Source organism: Drancourtella sp. An57 (assembly GCF_002161525.1).
Lineage (GTDB): Bacteria > Bacillota > Clostridia > Lachnospirales > Lachnospiraceae > Sellimonas > Sellimonas catena.
Map to the genome: position 1 here is coordinate 1 of NZ_NFHY01000027.1, position 18,336 is coordinate 18,336.

Consider the following 18,336-nt stretch of genomic DNA (forward strand, 5'->3'; position numbering starts at 1 on the left):
ATGTCTCCAAACGAGTACTATAAATATATTAAAACCAACGAGTTACCATCAGCATTTAAGCTGTTATAAAATCCAGACAAAAAATTTTTCGGATGTCCTTGACAAGGGGCTCACTTTACGTTTAAAACTACCGCTGTATCACCAACAAACTTGCTCACAACCGTATTCGGCACGAATGAACTACTGCTCTGAACTCAAGCATCTTATTTTCAACCATAGCAAGGTGAAAATCGCAAGGCTGACTCTAACAATACGCCTGTTCCCGGACATTAATAGCCCAGTTCCTCATGAATCAGCAGGATTTCAAACTCGCTTCCTATCGGTTTTCCCCACAAAACAGACAGCCCCCGGCAGATCCGGTCCGGACTGCTGCAGTCATAACAGCGGTCCATGTTTACTGCACAAGGAGTATTGGCTCCGACTCTTCTTGCATTGCGCGGAGCCGCCACATTCCGTGCCCGGTACAGCGCGCTGTCATAGTCTTTCTCCAGCTTGTTTTCCCCGATCACCAGATACACCTTCTCATGACCGTAGAAAATGGACGCCACCCGGTTGCATCGTCCGTCAATGTTGATCATCTCGCCTGTCTCGGCAAGTCCGTTCACCGAAGAGAGGTAGATTTCCGCAGCATTTTCTTTTGCACGCACTTCCGCATCAGTCATGCCCTGCGGCATCCGCAGATGCCAGTAGACCGTGTTGTGCTTTTCCAGCATCGGATAAATTCCTATCTGATCCATTGTCACGGATCCCCCGATGCCAACTGTCCGGCCATCAATCTGCTCATCCAGATACCGGGCTGCCTCCTGCGCCGTGTCAAAGCACCGTACCTGATATCCTCTCTCCTTCAAATTCTTTTCTACCTTGTCAAAGCTTTTGTTTCCCATGTATCTTGCCTCCTTCTGCTTTTGATCCTGCTCTCATTATATCAGAATTCCGCCCATTTTTTCTCTTGTTATTTTTTTACTGCGGGTATATACTGGCCTTACATCAAATCGGGACAGCATTCTTTTGTCCCTTCGGGAATCTTTTCCCGCTGATGCATGATTCCGGCCATTCGGCCACACATTTCAATATTTTATTTTTACAGACGGGGAACAAAGAAATCAACGGGAAAGAACTGAGCATTTATTGTATTTCACATCATTCACTGGTACAATAAAAGTAATTTCAGTGTCTGGCTGTTTGTCTTTGCTCCCTTTCGGAAAGGAGTCCTTATGACGAAGACGAACAGTCACAAAACAAAAACCAGTACACAAAACAAAAAAGTCAAAGACAGCGGTGCCAAGCTGATCTTCGGTGATCCCATCCTCTGCGCTCAGTTTCTTCGCGGATATACGGATATCGAACTTCTAAAAGATGTCCAGCCGGAAGATATTGAGGACGTCACAGATCGCTTCATCTCTGTATGGCAGGAAGAACGGGATTCCGATACGGTAAAGAAGATCCATCTGAAAAATCAGGAAGACATAGACACTCTTTATCTGATCACGCTGATCGAGCATCAGACCAAGGTCGACTATGATATGTCTTTCCGGATTCTGCGCTATATCGTCCTGATCCTGACAGATTATGCCGCAGAGGCCGAGAAAAAACAGGCCGGATGCACAGCTTTAAAGGGCTTCCGGTATCCTCCTGTTCTTCCAATTGTCTTCTATGATGGAGACCGGAACTGGACAGCTGCAAAAAACTTTCAGGAACGCACCGCACTTTCCGATCTTCTGGGAGAGTATATTCCAAACTTTCAGTATCTTGTCGTGCCGCTCTCCCGCTATTCCAATCAGGAGTTGATTGAAAAAGAAGATGAACTGTCTTTGATCATGTTAATTGACAAACTGCGAAGCTCCGCCGAATTTCACGAACTCGCAGAAATTCCGGATGACTATTTGGAGAAGATCAGCCGTGACTCCCCTGAGTCTCTTTTAAAACTGATCGCCAAGATCATTGCGGCATTCCTGCATCGGCTGAACATTCCGAAAGAGGAAATCGGCGACTTCACTGATCAAATTGAACGGAGGGATTTCACCATGTTGTTTGAGCATTTTGAAGCATATGACGTGCAGGCGGAGAGAGCAAAAGCCGGGGCAAAAGGAGAAGCAAGAGGTAAAGCCGATTCCATACTGCTGCTTTTATCTGATCTTGGGGCGGTCCCGGAGGCACTTCGTGAACGGATCATGGACGAAACAGATATGGAATGTCTGGATCAATGGATCCGGGGTGCTGCCAGAGCTTCCTCTGTAGAGGAATTCACAGAGAAATATCTGCCTGATTTAAAAGAAGCATAATCAAAAACAGGATGTACCTTTCATATCTCCATGAATGTACATCCTGTTTTTCTTTACGGAAACTTCCGTCCTCTTTTACGATTCTGTTTTCCTGAACATAATGCCTGCCGCCACATGCAGAAGAACCGCCGCTGCAATCATTCCTGCAGCTGCCAGTTTCCCGGTTGTCTCGGAGAGCAGTCCTGCAATCCATCCCAGATACGGAATGGAACACACGACCTTTCCTCTCAGCTGGTCATAGGACACCGGATTCGGATCTTCCTTTTCATTGGCGTCCCCTTTTGTCACAAACTCTCCCATCAGAGTCCGGTTTTCTACTACCCGGTGGGTGATCAGCGCACCGCCTCCTCCATCGTAGGCGATTACATCTTCCGCCTGTATCTGCTCAGCTTTGGCTTTTCTTACATACACCAGGCTGCCGGTCGGAATCTCCGGCGCCATGCTGCCGCTGATGACCTCATAAACCTGAAGCCCGAAGGCCCGGGGCACTGCCGCCGGGGCTGCGGCCACAACTACCAGAATCAGCAAAACCGTACCCAGTGCACTGCAAAATGCAGCCACTGGGTGAGTTTTTCTTTTCTCTTTGTTTTTCAATCCTGTCCGTCCTTTCGCTGTCTGATCCGGTTATCTGCGGAACTTCCGTATCAGTGCAAGGATCACACAGAGTGCCGCAAGACCTGCCACACCGATTCCGATGCCGGCTGCCAGCGGAAGTCCGTCTTTTCCGGTCTCCTCCACTACGTCAGAGCCGTCCCCTGTCGGAGTCTCGTCTTCATCCAGATCTACAACACCCTGCGGGGTCTCGTCCGGATTGATGGTTTCTCCCTGGCCGTCTGCATTTTCTCCAGCTTCCTGGGTTCCTCCCTGTGCCTGCGCATCTGTTACGGCTGTGCCTGCACCTCCGGCTGCTGTTCCGGTGCCGCCCGTCGTTCCGGCTGTACCGGCCGTCCCCGTACCACCGGCAGTTCCGGCTCCTCCTGCTGTCGTTCCCGCTCCTGCACCTGCAGCTCCTGCCACACCGGCTGCCTGAGCCGGAACCTGAATCGTCTGTACCGTATTCGTACCCGGAATTACAGTCGTGATCGTCACGATGTCACCCGGTTCCGTAATGACTTCCGGAGATGCATCCTGATATACAAACGTAAAGACATTCTCCGATGCATCTGCGGACAGCGTCTTGGTCAGTGCCAGAGCCTCCGGAAGATAGTTCTCGATATAGAGATAGGCTACCACCGGCTTATCTCCTACATTTCCATAATATGTCTGGGACGGCGCCAAAGTATTGCCGTCTTCATCTTCGTAATTGACCGTGTAAGCCACCTGGTCTCCCTGGATTCCGTATGCTACCACGTAGTCGGCATCCTCGGTTACCCGGAATGCAGACGGTGCCAGACTTGCCGTGTCATTGTCCCGCGCACTCGGACGTACGCCCTGTACATAATACCGGCTGTCATCTCCAGGCCGGACTGCTCCCTGCTGGATATCAAAGGAAACGGTATCGCCGGTCTGCAGGCCGCTGACCGTGATCCGGTCTCCGGTATTCTGGATGGAAACATTTCCCTGTCCTGCTACGGTCAGGCCTGATGCGCTTGCAAAGGTTCCCTGATTTCCCGCGTAAAAAGTCACGGTATAAGTATAATTATCCGCCGCGGATACCGGAAGGGCTGTCATCCCCAGAAGGGCTGCCGCCGCAATCAAGGACTGCATCACTTTTTTGATCTTTCTCATGACTGAAGCCCTCCTTCCCCGCTCCGGCGGTGTTTCTTGAAGTAAAGAACCGCAAATACCAGAAGAACGATTCCGCTGAACAGCATCAACGCGCTCAGAATAAGCAGCGGTGCGGTATCGCCGGTCTTCGGCGTCTGGTGCTGTGTCTCATATACTGTCGTCACGGTATTCTCGCCCCGCTCGGTTCGCTCAACGATCTGGTTCTCGCCTTTCCGAGTAATGGTCTCCGGCGCTGCCGTCTCTGCCGCGAAATTCATCTGCAGGGCTGCCAGTGTGTTCTGATAGCCGTTTCCCTGCGTCTCGCCGTCCAGAGTAACACTTAAGTTCACTTCTCCGTCCGCTCCCGGAGCCAGCTGGTCCAGATACAGGAAGTCTTCCAGAGCGTCCGTTGCCTGATGAAGTCCTTCTCCGGACTGAGATGCTCCTTCTCCTCCTACGGTGTTGCTGTCATAAAGGATGGTCTCCTCCCCTGCGTCATCTGTATAGACAAGCCGGTAGGTGTAGGCACCTCCCTCGGCTTCACTTCCTTCTTCCAGGCTCTGCAGAATTTCATTGGAAAGATACCAGTCCATCGCCTCTTCACCGGAATTTTTAATCGCCACCTGCAGGTCCATGGTATCTCCCGGCAGGATTCCGTAAATCTCCTCTGCCATCTCGTCGGAGCTGAAATTACTCTGCATTTCCTCCCCGTCAAACTCCACCAGCCAGTTCCGGCTTCCTGTCAGCTCTTCCGCATGGACCGGTCCCATACACCAGGCCGGAACCACAAGGGCTGCGCTGCAGGCCGATGCCAGGATCAGGCTACACATTTTCTTTCTCATAATGTTGTACCCCCTCTATTCCAGACTGATGCCGGTCCCGTCTTCGGAAGCCGTCACATCCACGCCCCATGCACTCTTGATGGCGTCTTCCGCATTGTGGGTCTGGACTGCGTCCGCCTCTGCTTCAATCCGGAACTGATAGCCGTCATAATCATAGGACGTCTCAATCGTCTTGTATCCATTTTCATCTTCCGTCACCGTCTCGGTTACCTTGGTCAGAACCGCAGGATCAATCCGCAGGGTGTCGGACAGGGCCGGAGTACTCTCACCCGGCGCCAGCGCCTTTGTATAATACAGAACCGTCCGCTCTGCAGTAGAGGCTGATTCATCGATCACCCAGCCGCTTCCTTCCGTCAGATTCAGATCAATGAGATCCGGTGACAAGGTCGTATCTTTCTCTCCTTCCGGACCCGCCCAGCTCTTTTTGAGCACGACCCGGACAAAAGAATCAATAGACCCGCTGTTGCTGACGGATAATGTCTCGTCATACGCCTTTCCCGGCTGAATGGTTTCCCCTTCTTCCAGAAGACCTTCCAGCAAGGTTCCTTTCGTCTCGCTCCACCGGCTGTCCTCGGTGTAATCCCGGCTACTGATGGCATTTCCGTTTTCCTTTAACGTCACGCCGATTCGTGATACCTGAATCCGGGCACCGTAGTTTTCACTGTAATAAGTCAGGGCTGCCCGGGTGCTTCCAACCGTACTTCCGATTAAAAGCAGGGCAGACGCGCCGATCAGTGCTGCCGGCACAATCGGGAACGTGTGCTTGTTGTTTTTCTTTTTCATCATTCAGCCACCTCCCCGTCAGCCTCGGTATAGGATGATTCTGTGGAATCCGCTACCGCATTCCAGTCAGCATACGGATTACCATTCTCATCATACAGAACCGGCGTACATTCCTGAACCACAATCACGTTAAAATCCTGAGCCAGTCCGGTGCTGTCGATCCTGATCTGCATCTCATCGGAGGACGCGCCCGGCGCTACAACGTCACTGTAGTAATAATAATCATCTGCTCCCGGCGTCCATTTTCCGCTTTCATCGGAAAAGCTAAGCCTTCCTTCCAGCTGGCTTCCCGCAAAGACTTTCACCCGCACATAGCAGGAATAGTCTCCGGTATTCTGCACACGGATGTGCTTCGTCCAGTCGGATACTTCCTCACCCGGAATGGTGGTGGTCATGCCAAGACTTAATGTCTGGCTTCCCTCCGCTTCCGCATAGGTGGTGAAATATGCCATGGCGCTGCCTGCTGTGGCTCCTGCTGCAAGAATACAGGCCGCGGCAGCCAGACCTATGGTCTTTTTACTCCATCCTTTTCTCATCTCGTCTCCCCCTTTATTCCTCTGCCGCCGTGTTGTCACGCAGCTGGTTCCATTCCCAGGTGCCGGAGCCGCTCTGTCCGGTCTCCCGTGCGCCTTCCTCTTCCGTGTAATCAAAGTGGTTTACTACGCCGGAGCCGCCGTTCAGTCCATGGTCATATGTATTGGTAAAGGAAACCTGTACCGGAGAACCGGCTGTTCCGTCCGCCAGGATTTCCACGGTCTGTGATGCTGCGCCGGTGTTCTCATAGCTGGATCCGCTGTAGACCTCGGTTACCGTTACTTCGGAGCCTGCCGGAATGTCTTCCACCAGGATCTGTCTGGTGCCTGCCCGGTCAAATGCCACGGAAACCACATCGCTGTACACCACTTCGTCCTCTTTTACCGCTTCCACGGAAAAGACAAAGGTCGCTCCGCCGACTGTTGCATTGTAGGATGTCAGCGTTTTCTCAATCTCCAGATCTCCCAGCCGCTCTTCCTGATCCGGTTTCAATCCGGTAGTCACATCATATACCCAGTCATCCGATCCGCCGGATCCATAGTAATTGTTTGGCAGGGACAACAGAAACGGGCTGAACGTATAAGTGTATTCCAGAGACTGTACTTCTTCTGCCTCCACCAGATACATGCCCGTCGGCAGGCCGTCCTCTGTCCCGGTTCCTCCGGTTACGGTAAGCTCTGCATTTGCTTCCGGGGTCTGCTCCTTGACAAGATCGGATGCTGTTTTCGCTTTTTCTTCCCATTCCTGAGCGGACGTGTCACTGTCCACCTCAGAAAGCTTCAGGCTTTCATAGCCCGGCAGCATCGTATAATTTCCACTTTCGCTGACTTCCGCCACCCGGTACAGCTTCACCGGAATGGATAAGCTTTTCAGTTCTTCACTGCTTCCATCCAGCTCCACTGTCACCGAACATTCCCGGCCGGTCTCAACTGCCGTCGCCGCCGTAACGTGGGAAACCAGCCCTGTCTGCCATGCCAGCGCCAGAGCCAGCATGACTGCTCCTCCCTGTCTGATTCGTTTTCTCATCTTCAATCGTTACCCTCCTCTGATCTCTTCTTGCTTCGTTCTGATCCGGTTACTCCTGCTTCTTTTCCTTTCCCTGCCGTTTCGGTTTCATCAAAAACCGCAAAAGCAGGATGACAAGGAAAGTCACCGCAAGACCCAGAATCAGATACAACATATAGTAATCCTGTATGGACTGCAGCATGGATTCTGCTGCCGTAGGTTCCACATCTTCCTCCCCGTTGTACGGCACTCTCACGCCCCGGACTAACAGCCGGTGGGAATTGACGCCGTATGGAGTACAGGTAAATAAGGTTACATAGTCTTTTCCTTCTTCTGTCTGGAGGGCTGCCTCCAGTGTTTCATGGTCGTCTTTGTCTACCATATCCAGGATCTGGTCCACCTGGTATGCCAGAACTTCATCCAGCACATGGATGTAAAATTTATCTCCCTCCTGTAACTGATCCACGTCAGTAAAGAGCCTTGCACTTGGCAGTCCCCGGTGGGCCGCCAGCACGCTGTGGGTGCTCTCCCCTCCGATCGGAAGGGCCGTCCCGTCCAGATGGCCGATGCCCGTCTGCAGGACCTCGTCGGAGGTACCGTGATAAATTGACAGTTTCACATCAATTTTCGGGATGGAGAGATATCCCATCACTCCGTCTCCCGCGATATTTAACACCTGCCAGTAAGCAGTATTTTCCGCTTCCTTTCCGTCTTCCCCGAACACATCTCCGTAGACATTATTCTGAGGAATCGTGGCGTTGAAGCTTCGGGCTGCCTCCCATTCTCTTGTAAAATCTTCCGGCTCCATCTCTTCCACCGTATCTTCATAGGAAGAAATAAGACGGTTCTGCCGGTAGGTATTCCACTGGTCCGCCACGGTAGGGTAGACCAGAATGCCAAAGCCAATGAGGAACATCAGGCCGAACAGGATGCCGGGAATCTTTTTCTTCATCCTCTAGTCCCTCCCCTGATGTCTTTTACTGCTGCTTTTCTTTCCCTGTCTCTTCCGTTCCCGGTAGGAAAGGTATCCGATAAAGGCAGCCGTTACAGCAAGCCCCGCAGCTACCCAGAGCAGGTAATTGGTATGAAGGCTGGTTCCGAACAGGGCGTTTGCCTGTTCCTCTTCTACCTCTTCCGGCACATACGGCACACGGTGTCCCCGCACCAGAAGACGGTCACTGTTGACCCCGTACGGGGTACAGGTGAGCAGTGTCACTAGATCTTCTCCTTCTTCTACCGCAAGGCTTTCGGTTTCCTTCGGCTCCACCACCAGGATCTGATCCACCTCATAGCAGAGGGTGTCATCCAGCACATGGATCAGGAAATGGTCTCCTTCCTCCAGCTGGTCCAGATCGGTGAACAGGGATGCACTCGGTAGTCCCCGGTGGGCCGAGATTACGGCGTGGGTACTCTCCCCGCCGACCGGAAGGGAACTCCCTTCCAGATGGCCCGCCGCCTTTTCCAGTACTTCCTCCGATGTGGTGTGGTAGATCGGAAGATTCACATCGATCTTCGGGATCTCCACCATTCCCATCATGCCGTCCCCTGTAATATTCAGACAGGACATGTATTCCTCGTCCGGTTCATCGGACGCTTCCGCTACCGCAAAAGAATCCGGAAGGATGGATGGAAGCAGGGCCTCATTGTAAGCCTGCGCTTTCGCCCACTCAGCATCGTAGTCAATCTCTCCGGCCTCCTCTTTCCGGGCGACCGTGTCCTCATAACTGCTGATGAGCCTCTGCTGCCGGTAATTGTTCCACTGGTTTGCCACAAAAGGATACAGCAGCAAGGACAGACCAGCTAAAAATAACAGAATCATTGCAATCGTCAAAATCAGTCGTTTTCGTTTCATCCGGGCTCTCCTTGTTGTTGTAGTTTGTTATCATTTGCTTTCTTCTTCATATAGAAGAAAGAAAGTATCCGGCAGGGCCGCCGGGGCGGGGATGAAATTCCCCGCTCCCGGGCTTTTTGCCGTATGTAGTGAAGTTTTTGATGTTTGATTTTCCTGCTACTGGCAGTCAGGAATCAAAACTGAAATTTAGTTTTCACCGTGTTTTCTGCGGCTTGCGAAGTACAGGCCGGCAGCAGCGATCATGATGACACATCCGTCGATGGTGAAGATGGTGGTACCGATACCACCTGTTCCTGGAAGCTCCGCGAGTTTGGTGTCAGTCATAGAAACAAATTCAACATATGTTTTTGATATTCCTCTCTCACGGAAATTCTTATCTGAATCTTCATCTAAAACTGCCGTTACCGGAGTACTATTAATCGAATATCCCTTAGGGGCTGTTTTTTCGATAAATTGATATTCCCCTGCATCAATACCAGTTATGATTAATTCGCCCTTCTCTATGCTTAAAGCTCCACCTGGCTGATTTTGATCACCTGTAAATATTTCTGTGACTGCATTCGGATCATCAGGCGCGTATTGATATATTCCCCTAATGATTTCTTTAAATTTTAATGGTTCTGAATAATTACCATTATTCAACTTTTTCCGTACTTCAAATCCAGCACCTGCAAGTTTTTCTGTTTCCTCTTCGTTATATTTTGTTAAGATAATATTTCCTGTATGAAGCCGAACTTGTTCACTATCAGTTTCCTCTTCCCCTACATGAGCTATAGCATTATTCCATATATCATTCGTACCGTATTCACCAGTAACCTTAACTGTGTATGTTATCGTAACTTTTTTACCTGCATTACTATTACTCTTATCTATCAATTTGGATAAATCAATCGTAAAGCCCTTTGTAAAGAAGTCCTCTCCTTGCGGATCTCTCAATTTAAATTCGCTGGCACCACCTATTGGCTCCGTCTCACCTTCCAACTCTATCTTAGCAATACTTTTCTCTCCTGTTAAATAATATTGAGCATTAAACAAATCATCCGTAACCATAAACTTGAAATTTGTTTCATCAGGTTTTGCATATGGTACATATGTTTCCAAAGTATATGTTAATATTTGACCAATTGCATAGTAGCCGTCGTTATCATCAACATCCTTTTTAATAGTAATTGGTGACTTTTTAGCCTCTAAAACTGCATCTATCAGAGATGGATATCCATTAATAACCGTTCCCTCGTCATCTTTAATTTCGCCAAATCCTACATAAGCAGCCATTTTGTTATATGTATAGTCTTTTTCTACTGCATTAATTACATATACACCTGCTTCATATACTGCGCTTCCATTAGTAAAAGTTTTAAATTCATCACTTACCAAATTTAATGCCTGATTAATCTGTGCAGCGCTTGCAGGCGTAAGCTCTCTCGGTAACTCTATCTCGTTATTTTTTGCACCAATCAGCATCCATATTGCATCTTGATCATTTTCCACGCCAAAAGCTGTCTTATAAGCCGTAGCAGCATTTCCTACAAAAGCCCATCCAGTCTCAGTTTTTGGATCTGCTTTAATAACCTGTACCATACTTAATGTTGCATTATCAGCATTCTCTACCGTAATTGTAGCCGAATTTTTTGGAGCCGCAAACGCTGTCAGTGACAATCCCATTACCATAGCCAATGTTAATAACAAGGCCATTACTTTTCTTAATTTCCTCATAATTCTCTCCTTTTCTTTGATTCTTTTTGTTGTTTTTCAGCTTCCGCCTTAAAAATTCTGCCGTTCTTTTCTGCTGTGGCGGATATGCTGAATGGTTATTTATACTCCTACTTTTTCAGCACCTCCCCCTTTTTAAGGTTATATAAAATCAACGTCCCTGCCATTAATAACAGTGCTCCGCTGATCGTATACCAGAAGATGCCTGGGCCACCGGATGATGGAAGGGAATAAACGGCTTCATTTGCTATTGTAAATGTCTGTACTCCGCCTATCTCTTTTCCATCAAGCTCGTCACCATCCTGTTCTGTGATTGTTACTCCTCCCGATGCTACCTCAACTGTCCAAGTGATACTTGATACTGTATATCCGCTTGGTGCCTGAATTTCACTTAACTGGTAGTTTCCTATTGGGATTGCTCCTTCTAGTTTATTTGCTTCCGTGCAATCTTTATCGGTATACCAAACTACGATTCCATCCTCTCCTGTTTTCCCATAGTATGTGGCGCTGTTTGGTCCACCTTTCTCCAACTTAAAGATTGCGTCTTTCAATGGTGTTGTGTTATCTGATGCGCTTACTTTCAGAATTTGCCATGGCTTCAGTTTTTCATTCGTCACAGTAAAACTTCCATCTGGATTTTCTGTCACGGTAACCTGAAAGTCGGTATCTTCTACAGCAGTATCTCCTATTGAAATTTCCTTCACAGTATATTGGATTTTTGCACCATTATCATCCCAGTATGGAACGTCATTAAATACTCCTTTCCACTCAGTGGTATCTGTAAGGATAACTTCCTTTACTAATCTATCGCCATTAAATAATCCAATTTTTACACTTTGTTTTTCAGTATTTCCAACTGAGTTACCCCAATTTTTTTCTACTGGAATATTGGTACTATCATCTTTATTGTTTGTAATCGTGATGGTTCTTGTTTCATTGTAGGTTCCTGCCCAGAATAATGATTTACCAGAACTTGTTCCTACTGTGAATTGAACGGTTCCTTTTTCTTCGTTGTATTCAAACTTCAAGCCACCATCAAACTCACAGTCCCCATAACCAAATTTTGGATCAGTAAGTGCAGGGCCAATTCCATTTAGCACGTTTGAAGTCTGTGATAACTCTTTTAAAGCATCACTAATTGCGGTCTGATCTTGAGTAGATATCGGTTTATCTGTCCAGATATATCCCTGATTTCCTTTTTTAATGAGGATAATTCCGTTTCCTCCCAATGAATATTCTTTTGTACTCTCCGGTGAAAACTTTTGAAAATCATCGTTTAAATCATAAGTAGTATCTGTAGAATAATCAACATTAAACCCAGCTACCGGTGCTTCTTCCACCGTATAGTCAATACTTCCTGGCAAATTTTCCCATGTATAAGTCCACTCAGGCTTATTTAATGTGACTGGATTCTTTATGCCATTTTCTGCAGGGACAGGATTATTATCGCCTTTTAATGTGACGGTTACAGGAACCTTTTGTTCATCCGTGACCCCTTCTCCCCATTCTTTTGTTACTGTAACAGTGGTCGTTCCGCCTCCTGTAGTCTGTTTCTCATTTTTAATTACTGTGACTGTTTTATCTCCATATTGAATGGTACCTGTAACGGTAATATTCGTACCGTCTTGTTCCTCTTTCACAGTGACTGTATAGGTCTTGCTGTCAGCGGTATATCCAAATGGCGCAGCAATCTCCTTCAGGTAATAGGTAGTACCTTGCTGTAAATTACTGATATCAAATGTCACGTTTCCACTGGCATCTGACCGGGCTTCCTGGATTGGATTTTCGTTTTCGATATCGTCCGTAGTTTCATACAATCCAAATAACGCACCTTCAAGTGCCGTTCCATTTTCATCTTGCTTCTGAAATTTCAATGTTCCTTGTCTGTTTACTACCAGAAGGTTAAACTTGATCTCGCAATTTGAATCATTTCCGCCTCGTTCAAGATAGTACATCGTAAGGGTATGTGTGCCAGGTTCTAAATCATGTAAAAACTCTGTATCTGGACATGATCCGGATCCATCCACCGGAGTTGGCGACACATATTGTCCATCTTCGTTTTGAACCTGATCATAGGTTACTGTACCCGTCTTGAAATCAATCGTTCCGCCTCTGCGTGAATGAAGACCGCCTAAATCAAGCGCAAGCTGACCATCAATGAAAACCCAAACATCATCATCTCCGGAAAAGCTGAATTGCATTGCCTCTCCATTCTCGTTTCCATCTAAAGTTCCATTTTCATTTAGAAGAAAATCAACATCCATCCTCATGCCAAAACCATAGTCCGTCATATTATCATTTTCATCAGTAAATGGGAAAAATCCACTTTTCTGAAAGTCCGTTCCATCCGACAATGTTTTTGGCCCTGAACCGCTATATTGTGTAATTGTTTTCGTTGACTTATCAAAATGTACATGATTTTCTTCACTGTTATAGGAATACTCATTCGTATCCTCATTATAGAGGAATTTAAAATTCACATCTGAATATTTCGTGCCTATATCTCTTGTCGCCTTTGCCGTATCAAATGCCGTGTCAAAAAATGCTGCTTTTTTAGCAAACTTTATATTCTCATTTGTCATTGATGCCAGCCCATAGCAAATTCCCGTCTTTCCGCATGAAATATTCCAAGCTCCGCCAATGTTCTCATAATAATCTGCTTTATAATTTCCCCATGCACTCCTCAACAAAAGACTGTCACTATCCAAACCAACATATTCATTATAAATGTCAGTATTATAGTTATATAAATCGACTAAAATATCTTTAGTTCCATTTTCTCCTTCAACTTCCGAAGTACATGATTTATTTGGATTATCTGTAGTAAGATAAATGGTCAAAATATTCCATTGTTTCTTATCTCCCGCTTTATTAGGCCCGGTGCTGCCACTGCCTCCAAAAATTGAATATTCGTTTTCATTTGCCTTTTGCCATCTACATGCTTGTGCAAGCCAGTAACCCTCTCCTGGCTGTACTGTTGTCTGCATATTAATTTGATCGTTTCCAAACTCATTACTATTCGGACTCGTTATTTTATATTTTTTATCAAATTTCTTACCTCCATTGATAATTACCTGAATGGACACTCCTATATCGTCCTGATCTAATTGATAAGCCTCGTTAAAGTTTATTTTTTGGGTTCCACCATCTATTTCTTTATCCCAGAATTCAATATTCGCATAGTCTCCAACTTGAATTTCGTTACGATATCTTTCTACAATTCCGTTTACCGTAACTGCGTAAATCGAGAATTTCTCTGCTTTAAACTCTATCTGCTTAAGCTGTTCACCTGTAAGATCGACATCACTCTGGACAGTCTCCGTACTGAAATCGTCCTTAACATGGATCACACTTACTGTACTGTCTTCTTTCGATGCTCCGCCAAGCTCCATATTATGAAACTCAATAGAAACCTGAACTTCTCCTTCCGGCTCAATCTCATTTCCTTCTACATCATGGAATGTAATATCATAGGCCACAAAATCAAGAACATCCTTGTTACTCTTGGCAATTTCACTATTCAGACTTTTTTCTACCTGCTCATACTCTTTTGCAGTTCCATCTATTCTTTTAGCTGTAACCGTTGTGCCTTCTGGGAAAACTCCTTCTTCTGCACTAATATATACTGTTGCGCTTTTATCCTCTGCCTCAACGGAAACTGAAAATGCAGGAGAAACACTTGCCTCTTCCTTCGTTTCCTGAGTTTCCTCTGCCGGCGTTGTTGTTTCAGTCTCTTCCGACTGTGTCTCTACTGCCTCATTCTGTGTTTCTGTCCCGGAAGTTTCCGCAGATGTAGTCTGATCCTGCGTATTCTGTGCAGTCTGATCTGTCTCTGTCTGTGTTGTCTCTCCGCCGGAAGCTTCCTCTGTCGGCTGAGCGGCTGTCGTTTCTTCCGGCTGTGTCTGCGCTGCTTCTTCGGTCTGCTTCGTTTCTGTCTGGGTCTCGGTCTCCGTTTGGGTTTGTGTTTCCGTTTCCGCAGTCTGCGCATCCGTCGAAGTGCTTTTCGTCTCCTGTGCTGTTGTCTCTTCCACTGCAGGTACTGTTCCTGCATCTGCTTCCGCAAGTGTGGACATTCCCGTGCTCAGCATCAAAACCATGCAAAGCACGCTTGCTATGACTCTCTTCCTTCTTTTACTTTTCATGGTCTCCTCCTTTAGCTTCCGCTTTCTTTTCTATTGCCTGATCCATCAGTTTCAATTTCCTTCCCCCTTCTTTTCTTTCTTAATCGAAACAAATCTCCCCTCAGTCAAGCAAAATACTGCAGGCACGCATTTGTTCCACCATATTCTGTAATTCCTGCCATTTCTTCCTGTCCCCGGAGTCCAGGCACTCATGATCCCCGATCCAGAGCCAGGGATAATGCCGGACAATTTCCATCAGCAGTTCCCCCGCCGTGGCGCCCATCCGGTTCGTCTGGATTTCGCACCGTGTACCGTAAATCGTGCCGAGGAAAAAGCGTCCTTCCGTATCAGACGTAACCTCTTCCACGGGAAGCCGGGTCCGGATTGTGCCGTCCTTCCCGCTCTGCTCAATACAGGCCAGCAGGATCCGGTCTTCATCCAGGCTGTCGGACTTTCCTTCCTCCGTTACAAACAGAATTCCATGGTTTATAAATTTCATCCTCTGGGGCGAGATTATGATGTCTCCCCGTTTCAGGCTACTGCATCTATTTTCCATATCTTTCCTCTGCCTCATTCCATAGAACGCAAACAACCACATAATATCAATTATGTGGTACATGGCTTTTCCTTAATTAAAAAGTGAAGTCCTGTTTTTCGGTGTCCCGTCGATTTTTCAAATGATATGTAAAAGGCGGGTGTTATTTTGATGCATAAAATTGTGAAATCTTCCGTCGCTGCATTGACGCAGTACGTTTTTTGCTATAAAATAGGGTAGAAAACTAAAAACTGGTGACTAGATGAGATAGGCCGACTTTGCATTACCACATAATTGATATTATGTGGTGTTTTTTATTTTCCCCTTTTCCCTCTTAAATCTGCAAGACGGTCATGCGATCGAGCTGTCTTTGATAGAGTTCTCCTGTATTGGAGGTATAGATTCTTGTCACGTTCAGGCTGCTGTGTCCGAGGACATCCGCAAGTCCTGTAAGGTCTTTGGTTGTCTGATAGTAGACTCTTGCAAACAGGTGGCGGAGATTGTGCGGAAAGATTTTCTCGCCGCTGACTCCCGCCTTTTCTTTCAACGCTTTCATCTCGCTCCAGAGATTGCTCCTGTCTTTTGGCTTTCCGTTTTTCGTCACGAAAATACATCCTGACCGGATTTTCCGCGCTGCCGCATATATCAGCAGTTTTTTACGGATGCTTCCCGTCAGGAAGATTCTCCGGTATTTTCCTTTGTTGTGTACCTCGATTCTCCCCTTTTTCACCTGTTCCACCGTAAAATACTTCAGTTCGCTGACCCGGATTCCGGTGACAGCGATGGTTTCGATGCACAGGGCAAGCTGTGCCTTTCCCTCCGCCCTCGCTGTCTGCACCAGGCGTTTGTATTCTTTCCGGGTCAACTCTTTCTCCTCCTGCAAAAACAGGTTCTTCTGTGTTTTTACGCGTCGGATTTTAAGCTCGCAGTATCCGCAGAATATCAAAAACTGATTCAGAGCCGCCAGCATGGAATTCACGCTGTTTACCGCATAATGCTCGAGAAGCCATTCTTTATAAGAAAGAAGACGCGGCTTGTCCACTTCCTGATCTCCTCCAAGAAACGAAAAAAAGCACTTCAAATCCGTGATATATTTCCGGATTGTCGCCTCTGCATTTTCTCTTTCATACAGATACATCTCAAACTCCCTGATTTCTGTCCCCTGTATTTTCAATGTCACTTTTTCCTTCATACTGATTCCTCCTTGAACCTACTGTTCCCCATCTTTTACCCTTCTATTAAATAAAGATGGTTTGAACTTGAAAAAAGGTTCACCTTTTCGTTGATTCTGCCTTATTTTTCTGTCATAACTATCGGAATATGCTATGAATAGACGTTTTCTTCTTGCTTTTCCCCTCTTCCGGGTATATACTGTTCCTTATCAAATCGGGACAGTCATTCTTTTTGTCCTTTGGTTTCCGGCCGTTCGGCCACATTTTTCAATGATTCATTTTTACAGACGGGAACAGAGAAAACAGATATAGAAAGGACTTGCTGTTTATTGTATTTCACTTTATTCACTGGTACAATAAAATTAATTTCAATGTCTGTCTGTTTGTCTTTGCTCCCTTCGGAAAGGAGATTTATGACCAGCAGACAAACAGATCAGATTGAACGGAGGGATTTTAAAATGTTTTTTGATCACTTTGAATACTATGACGTGCAGGCAACCAGACGGGAAAGTAAAGCAGAGGGGAAAGCGGAAGATGTACTCTCTATTTTAGAAGATCTTGGCCGTGTGCCTGACAATTTACGCACACGAATTCTGGAAGAGCAGGATCTGGATCTTCTTACGACCTGGGTCAAGGGATCTGCCAGAGCAGCCTCCGTGGAGGAATTTATCATGAAATATCTGCCGGAGTTAAAGGAATCATAATAATTGCTCTCAGATCTGGATGTGTAAACCCCGGGAAGAGTTCCTGTCACGGTCTCTTCCCGGGGTATTTTGGGCAATGACAAGTCATTTTCATTTGCTTCTGGAATATACTCCAGTCCTCACTTTTCACAAAAAGCCTCCGGTTATCAGGATGTCAGATAACCGAAGGCCTTTCTAAATAGACAATGCAATCAGGCAACTAATCTAAAAATACCGGAAGTTTTCCTGCCAGATAAAGTGGAATATTGGTAATCGCACCGTCTTTTCGATATTCTCTTTTTGATAGACGTACCGCATGGGTTGGATTTCTTTTTTTTATATAATTTTTAAAAGAAGCCGCTGACTTATCTGTCCCTGCCTTCACCTCAATCGGCACGATTTCCATCCCATGCTGAACAATAAAGTCGATCTCCTCCCGTGAAGTGGAATAGTATCTTGGCTCTACTGAGAACTGCCCTTTCAGCTGTTGCAATACATAGTTTTCTGTCAGCGCACCTTTGAATTGATAATCGGCCTTTAAAAGTATGGCTGAATTGTCCATACCCGCCATATGCTTCAAAAGCCCCGTATCCATAAGGAATAACTTAAATGCATCAAGCCGGTCAAATACCGGAAGAGGATGTTCAGGCTGTGAAACATTATAAATCCGGTTTACCATCCCCGCTGATACAAGCCACTCTACTGCCTCTTCAAATTCCCGTGCCCTGGCCCCTTCTTTGACCACACCATATATAAATTTCTCATTCTCTTTTGCAAGCTGTGTCACTATACTCCGAAAGACCATCAAAATGCGGCCACTGTTTATTTTTCCATTGTGTTTAGAAAAATCATTCTCATAAACTGTAATCAGCTCCTCTTGTATCTGGCTGACCTGCCTTGGATCTTTACTTTCCATCCATGCAACAACACATTCGGGCATCCCTCCGATAATCAAATAATAATTGTAAGCCTCCATCAAACGGTTATGAAAAATTTCTTCAATAAATTTTTACACATTTTTCCATACTTTTCTACTCTCATTTTACACATTTTTATCATATTGTTTTCTTTCGTTTCAAAACATAAAAACCATCAGGCATCTCTGAC

Annotated in this window: 16 protein-coding genes; 2 read left to right on the plus strand and 14 right to left on the minus strand. The window is 46.5% G+C overall.

Annotated elements, in window-relative coordinates; translation table 11 throughout:
• Positions 1-269: 269 nt before the first annotated feature.
• Positions 270-884, minus strand: coding sequence for a lactate utilization protein (locus B5G11_RS15565; protein ID WP_087169671.1), 615 nt, complete (start codon positions 882-884; stop codon positions 270-272).
• 330 nt (positions 885-1,214) lie between these two features.
• Between B5G11_RS15565 and B5G11_RS15570 the strand changes: the two genes are divergently transcribed.
• Positions 1,215-2,282 carry an Rpn family recombination-promoting nuclease/putative transposase gene (locus B5G11_RS15570; protein WP_087255467.1) on the plus strand — a complete coding sequence of 356 codons (1,068 nt, stop codon included), beginning with the start codon at positions 1,215-1,217 and terminating at the stop codon, positions 2,280-2,282.
• Positions 2,283-2,357: 75 nt separating this feature from the next.
• Here the strand turns inward: B5G11_RS15570 and B5G11_RS15575 are convergent, their stop codons facing one another.
• The 12 genes from B5G11_RS15575 to B5G11_RS15630 all read right to left on the minus strand — a co-directional run bounded on the left by B5G11_RS15575 (position 2,358) and on the right by B5G11_RS15630 (position 16,566).
• Positions 2,358-2,843 (minus strand): signal peptidase I, encoded by a 486-nt coding sequence (locus tag B5G11_RS15575; RefSeq protein WP_242959087.1) that lies wholly within the window; start codon positions 2,841-2,843, stop codon positions 2,358-2,360.
• A 63-nt stretch (positions 2,844-2,906) separates the two neighbouring features.
• Positions 2,907-4,010: a MucBP domain-containing protein gene (locus tag B5G11_RS15580; RefSeq protein ID WP_087255469.1), complete on the minus strand. Its 1,104-nt coding sequence runs from the start codon at positions 4,008-4,010 to the stop codon at positions 2,907-2,909.
• Positions 4,007-4,831 carry an LPXTG cell wall anchor domain-containing protein gene (locus B5G11_RS15585; RefSeq protein WP_087255472.1) on the minus strand — a complete coding sequence of 275 codons (825 nt, stop codon included), beginning with the start codon at positions 4,829-4,831 and terminating at the stop codon, positions 4,007-4,009. Before B5G11_RS15585 ends, B5G11_RS15580 begins: the two co-directional genes overlap by 4 nt.
• 15 nt (positions 4,832-4,846) lie before the next feature.
• On the minus strand, positions 4,847-5,617 hold the full coding sequence (locus B5G11_RS15590; protein WP_242959088.1) for a hypothetical protein: 771 nt from the start codon (positions 5,615-5,617) through the stop codon (positions 4,847-4,849).
• Positions 5,614-6,150, minus strand: a complete 537-nt coding sequence (locus B5G11_RS15595) for a hypothetical protein (protein ID WP_087169666.1) — start codon at positions 6,148-6,150, stop codon at positions 5,614-5,616. Before B5G11_RS15595 ends, B5G11_RS15590 begins: the two co-directional genes overlap by 4 nt.
• Positions 6,151-6,163: 13 nt before the next feature.
• The gene (locus tag B5G11_RS15600; protein ID WP_144289710.1) at positions 6,164-7,174 is read right to left on the minus strand and encodes a DUF5979 domain-containing protein; all 1,011 of its coding nucleotides are present in this window, start codon (positions 7,172-7,174) and stop codon (positions 6,164-6,166) included.
• 49 nt (positions 7,175-7,223) lie between these two features.
• Positions 7,224-8,105, minus strand: coding sequence for a class C sortase (locus B5G11_RS15605; protein ID WP_087255479.1), 882 nt, complete (start codon positions 8,103-8,105; stop codon positions 7,224-7,226).
• 3 nt (positions 8,106-8,108) lie between these two features.
• A complete protein-coding gene (locus B5G11_RS15610; protein ID WP_087255482.1) occupies positions 8,109-9,005 on the minus strand; it encodes a class C sortase in 897 nt (298 codons plus the stop codon).
• 186 nt (positions 9,006-9,191) lie between these two features.
• Positions 9,192-10,721 (minus strand): isopeptide-forming domain-containing fimbrial protein, encoded by a 1,530-nt coding sequence (locus B5G11_RS15615; RefSeq protein WP_087255484.1) that lies wholly within the window; start codon positions 10,719-10,721, stop codon positions 9,192-9,194.
• Positions 10,722-10,828: 107 nt separating this feature from the next.
• Positions 10,829-14,860: a SpaA isopeptide-forming pilin-related protein gene (locus tag B5G11_RS15620; protein ID WP_087255488.1), complete on the minus strand. Its 4,032-nt coding sequence runs from the start codon at positions 14,858-14,860 to the stop codon at positions 10,829-10,831.
• A gap of 100 nt (positions 14,861-14,960) precedes the next feature.
• Positions 14,961-15,338: a hypothetical protein gene (locus B5G11_RS15625; RefSeq protein ID WP_087169660.1), complete on the minus strand. Its 378-nt coding sequence runs from the start codon at positions 15,336-15,338 to the stop codon at positions 14,961-14,963.
• Between the two features lie 370 nt (positions 15,339-15,708).
• On the minus strand, positions 15,709-16,566 hold the full coding sequence (locus B5G11_RS15630) for a tyrosine-type recombinase/integrase (RefSeq protein ID WP_087169659.1): 858 nt from the start codon (positions 16,564-16,566) through the stop codon (positions 15,709-15,711).
• A 393-nt stretch (positions 16,567-16,959) separates the two neighbouring features.
• On the opposite strand from B5G11_RS15630, the gene B5G11_RS15635 reads away from it, so the two are divergent.
• A complete protein-coding gene (locus tag B5G11_RS15635) occupies positions 16,960-17,250 on the plus strand; it encodes a hypothetical protein (RefSeq protein ID WP_087255491.1) in 291 nt (96 codons plus the stop codon).
• Positions 17,251-17,449: 199 nt separating this feature from the next.
• On the opposite strand, the gene B5G11_RS15640 is transcribed toward B5G11_RS15635, so the two are convergent.
• Positions 17,450-18,205, minus strand: coding sequence for a DUF4143 domain-containing protein (locus B5G11_RS15640; protein WP_087255494.1), 756 nt, complete (start codon positions 18,203-18,205; stop codon positions 17,450-17,452).
• Positions 18,206-18,336 lie beyond the last annotated feature (131 nt).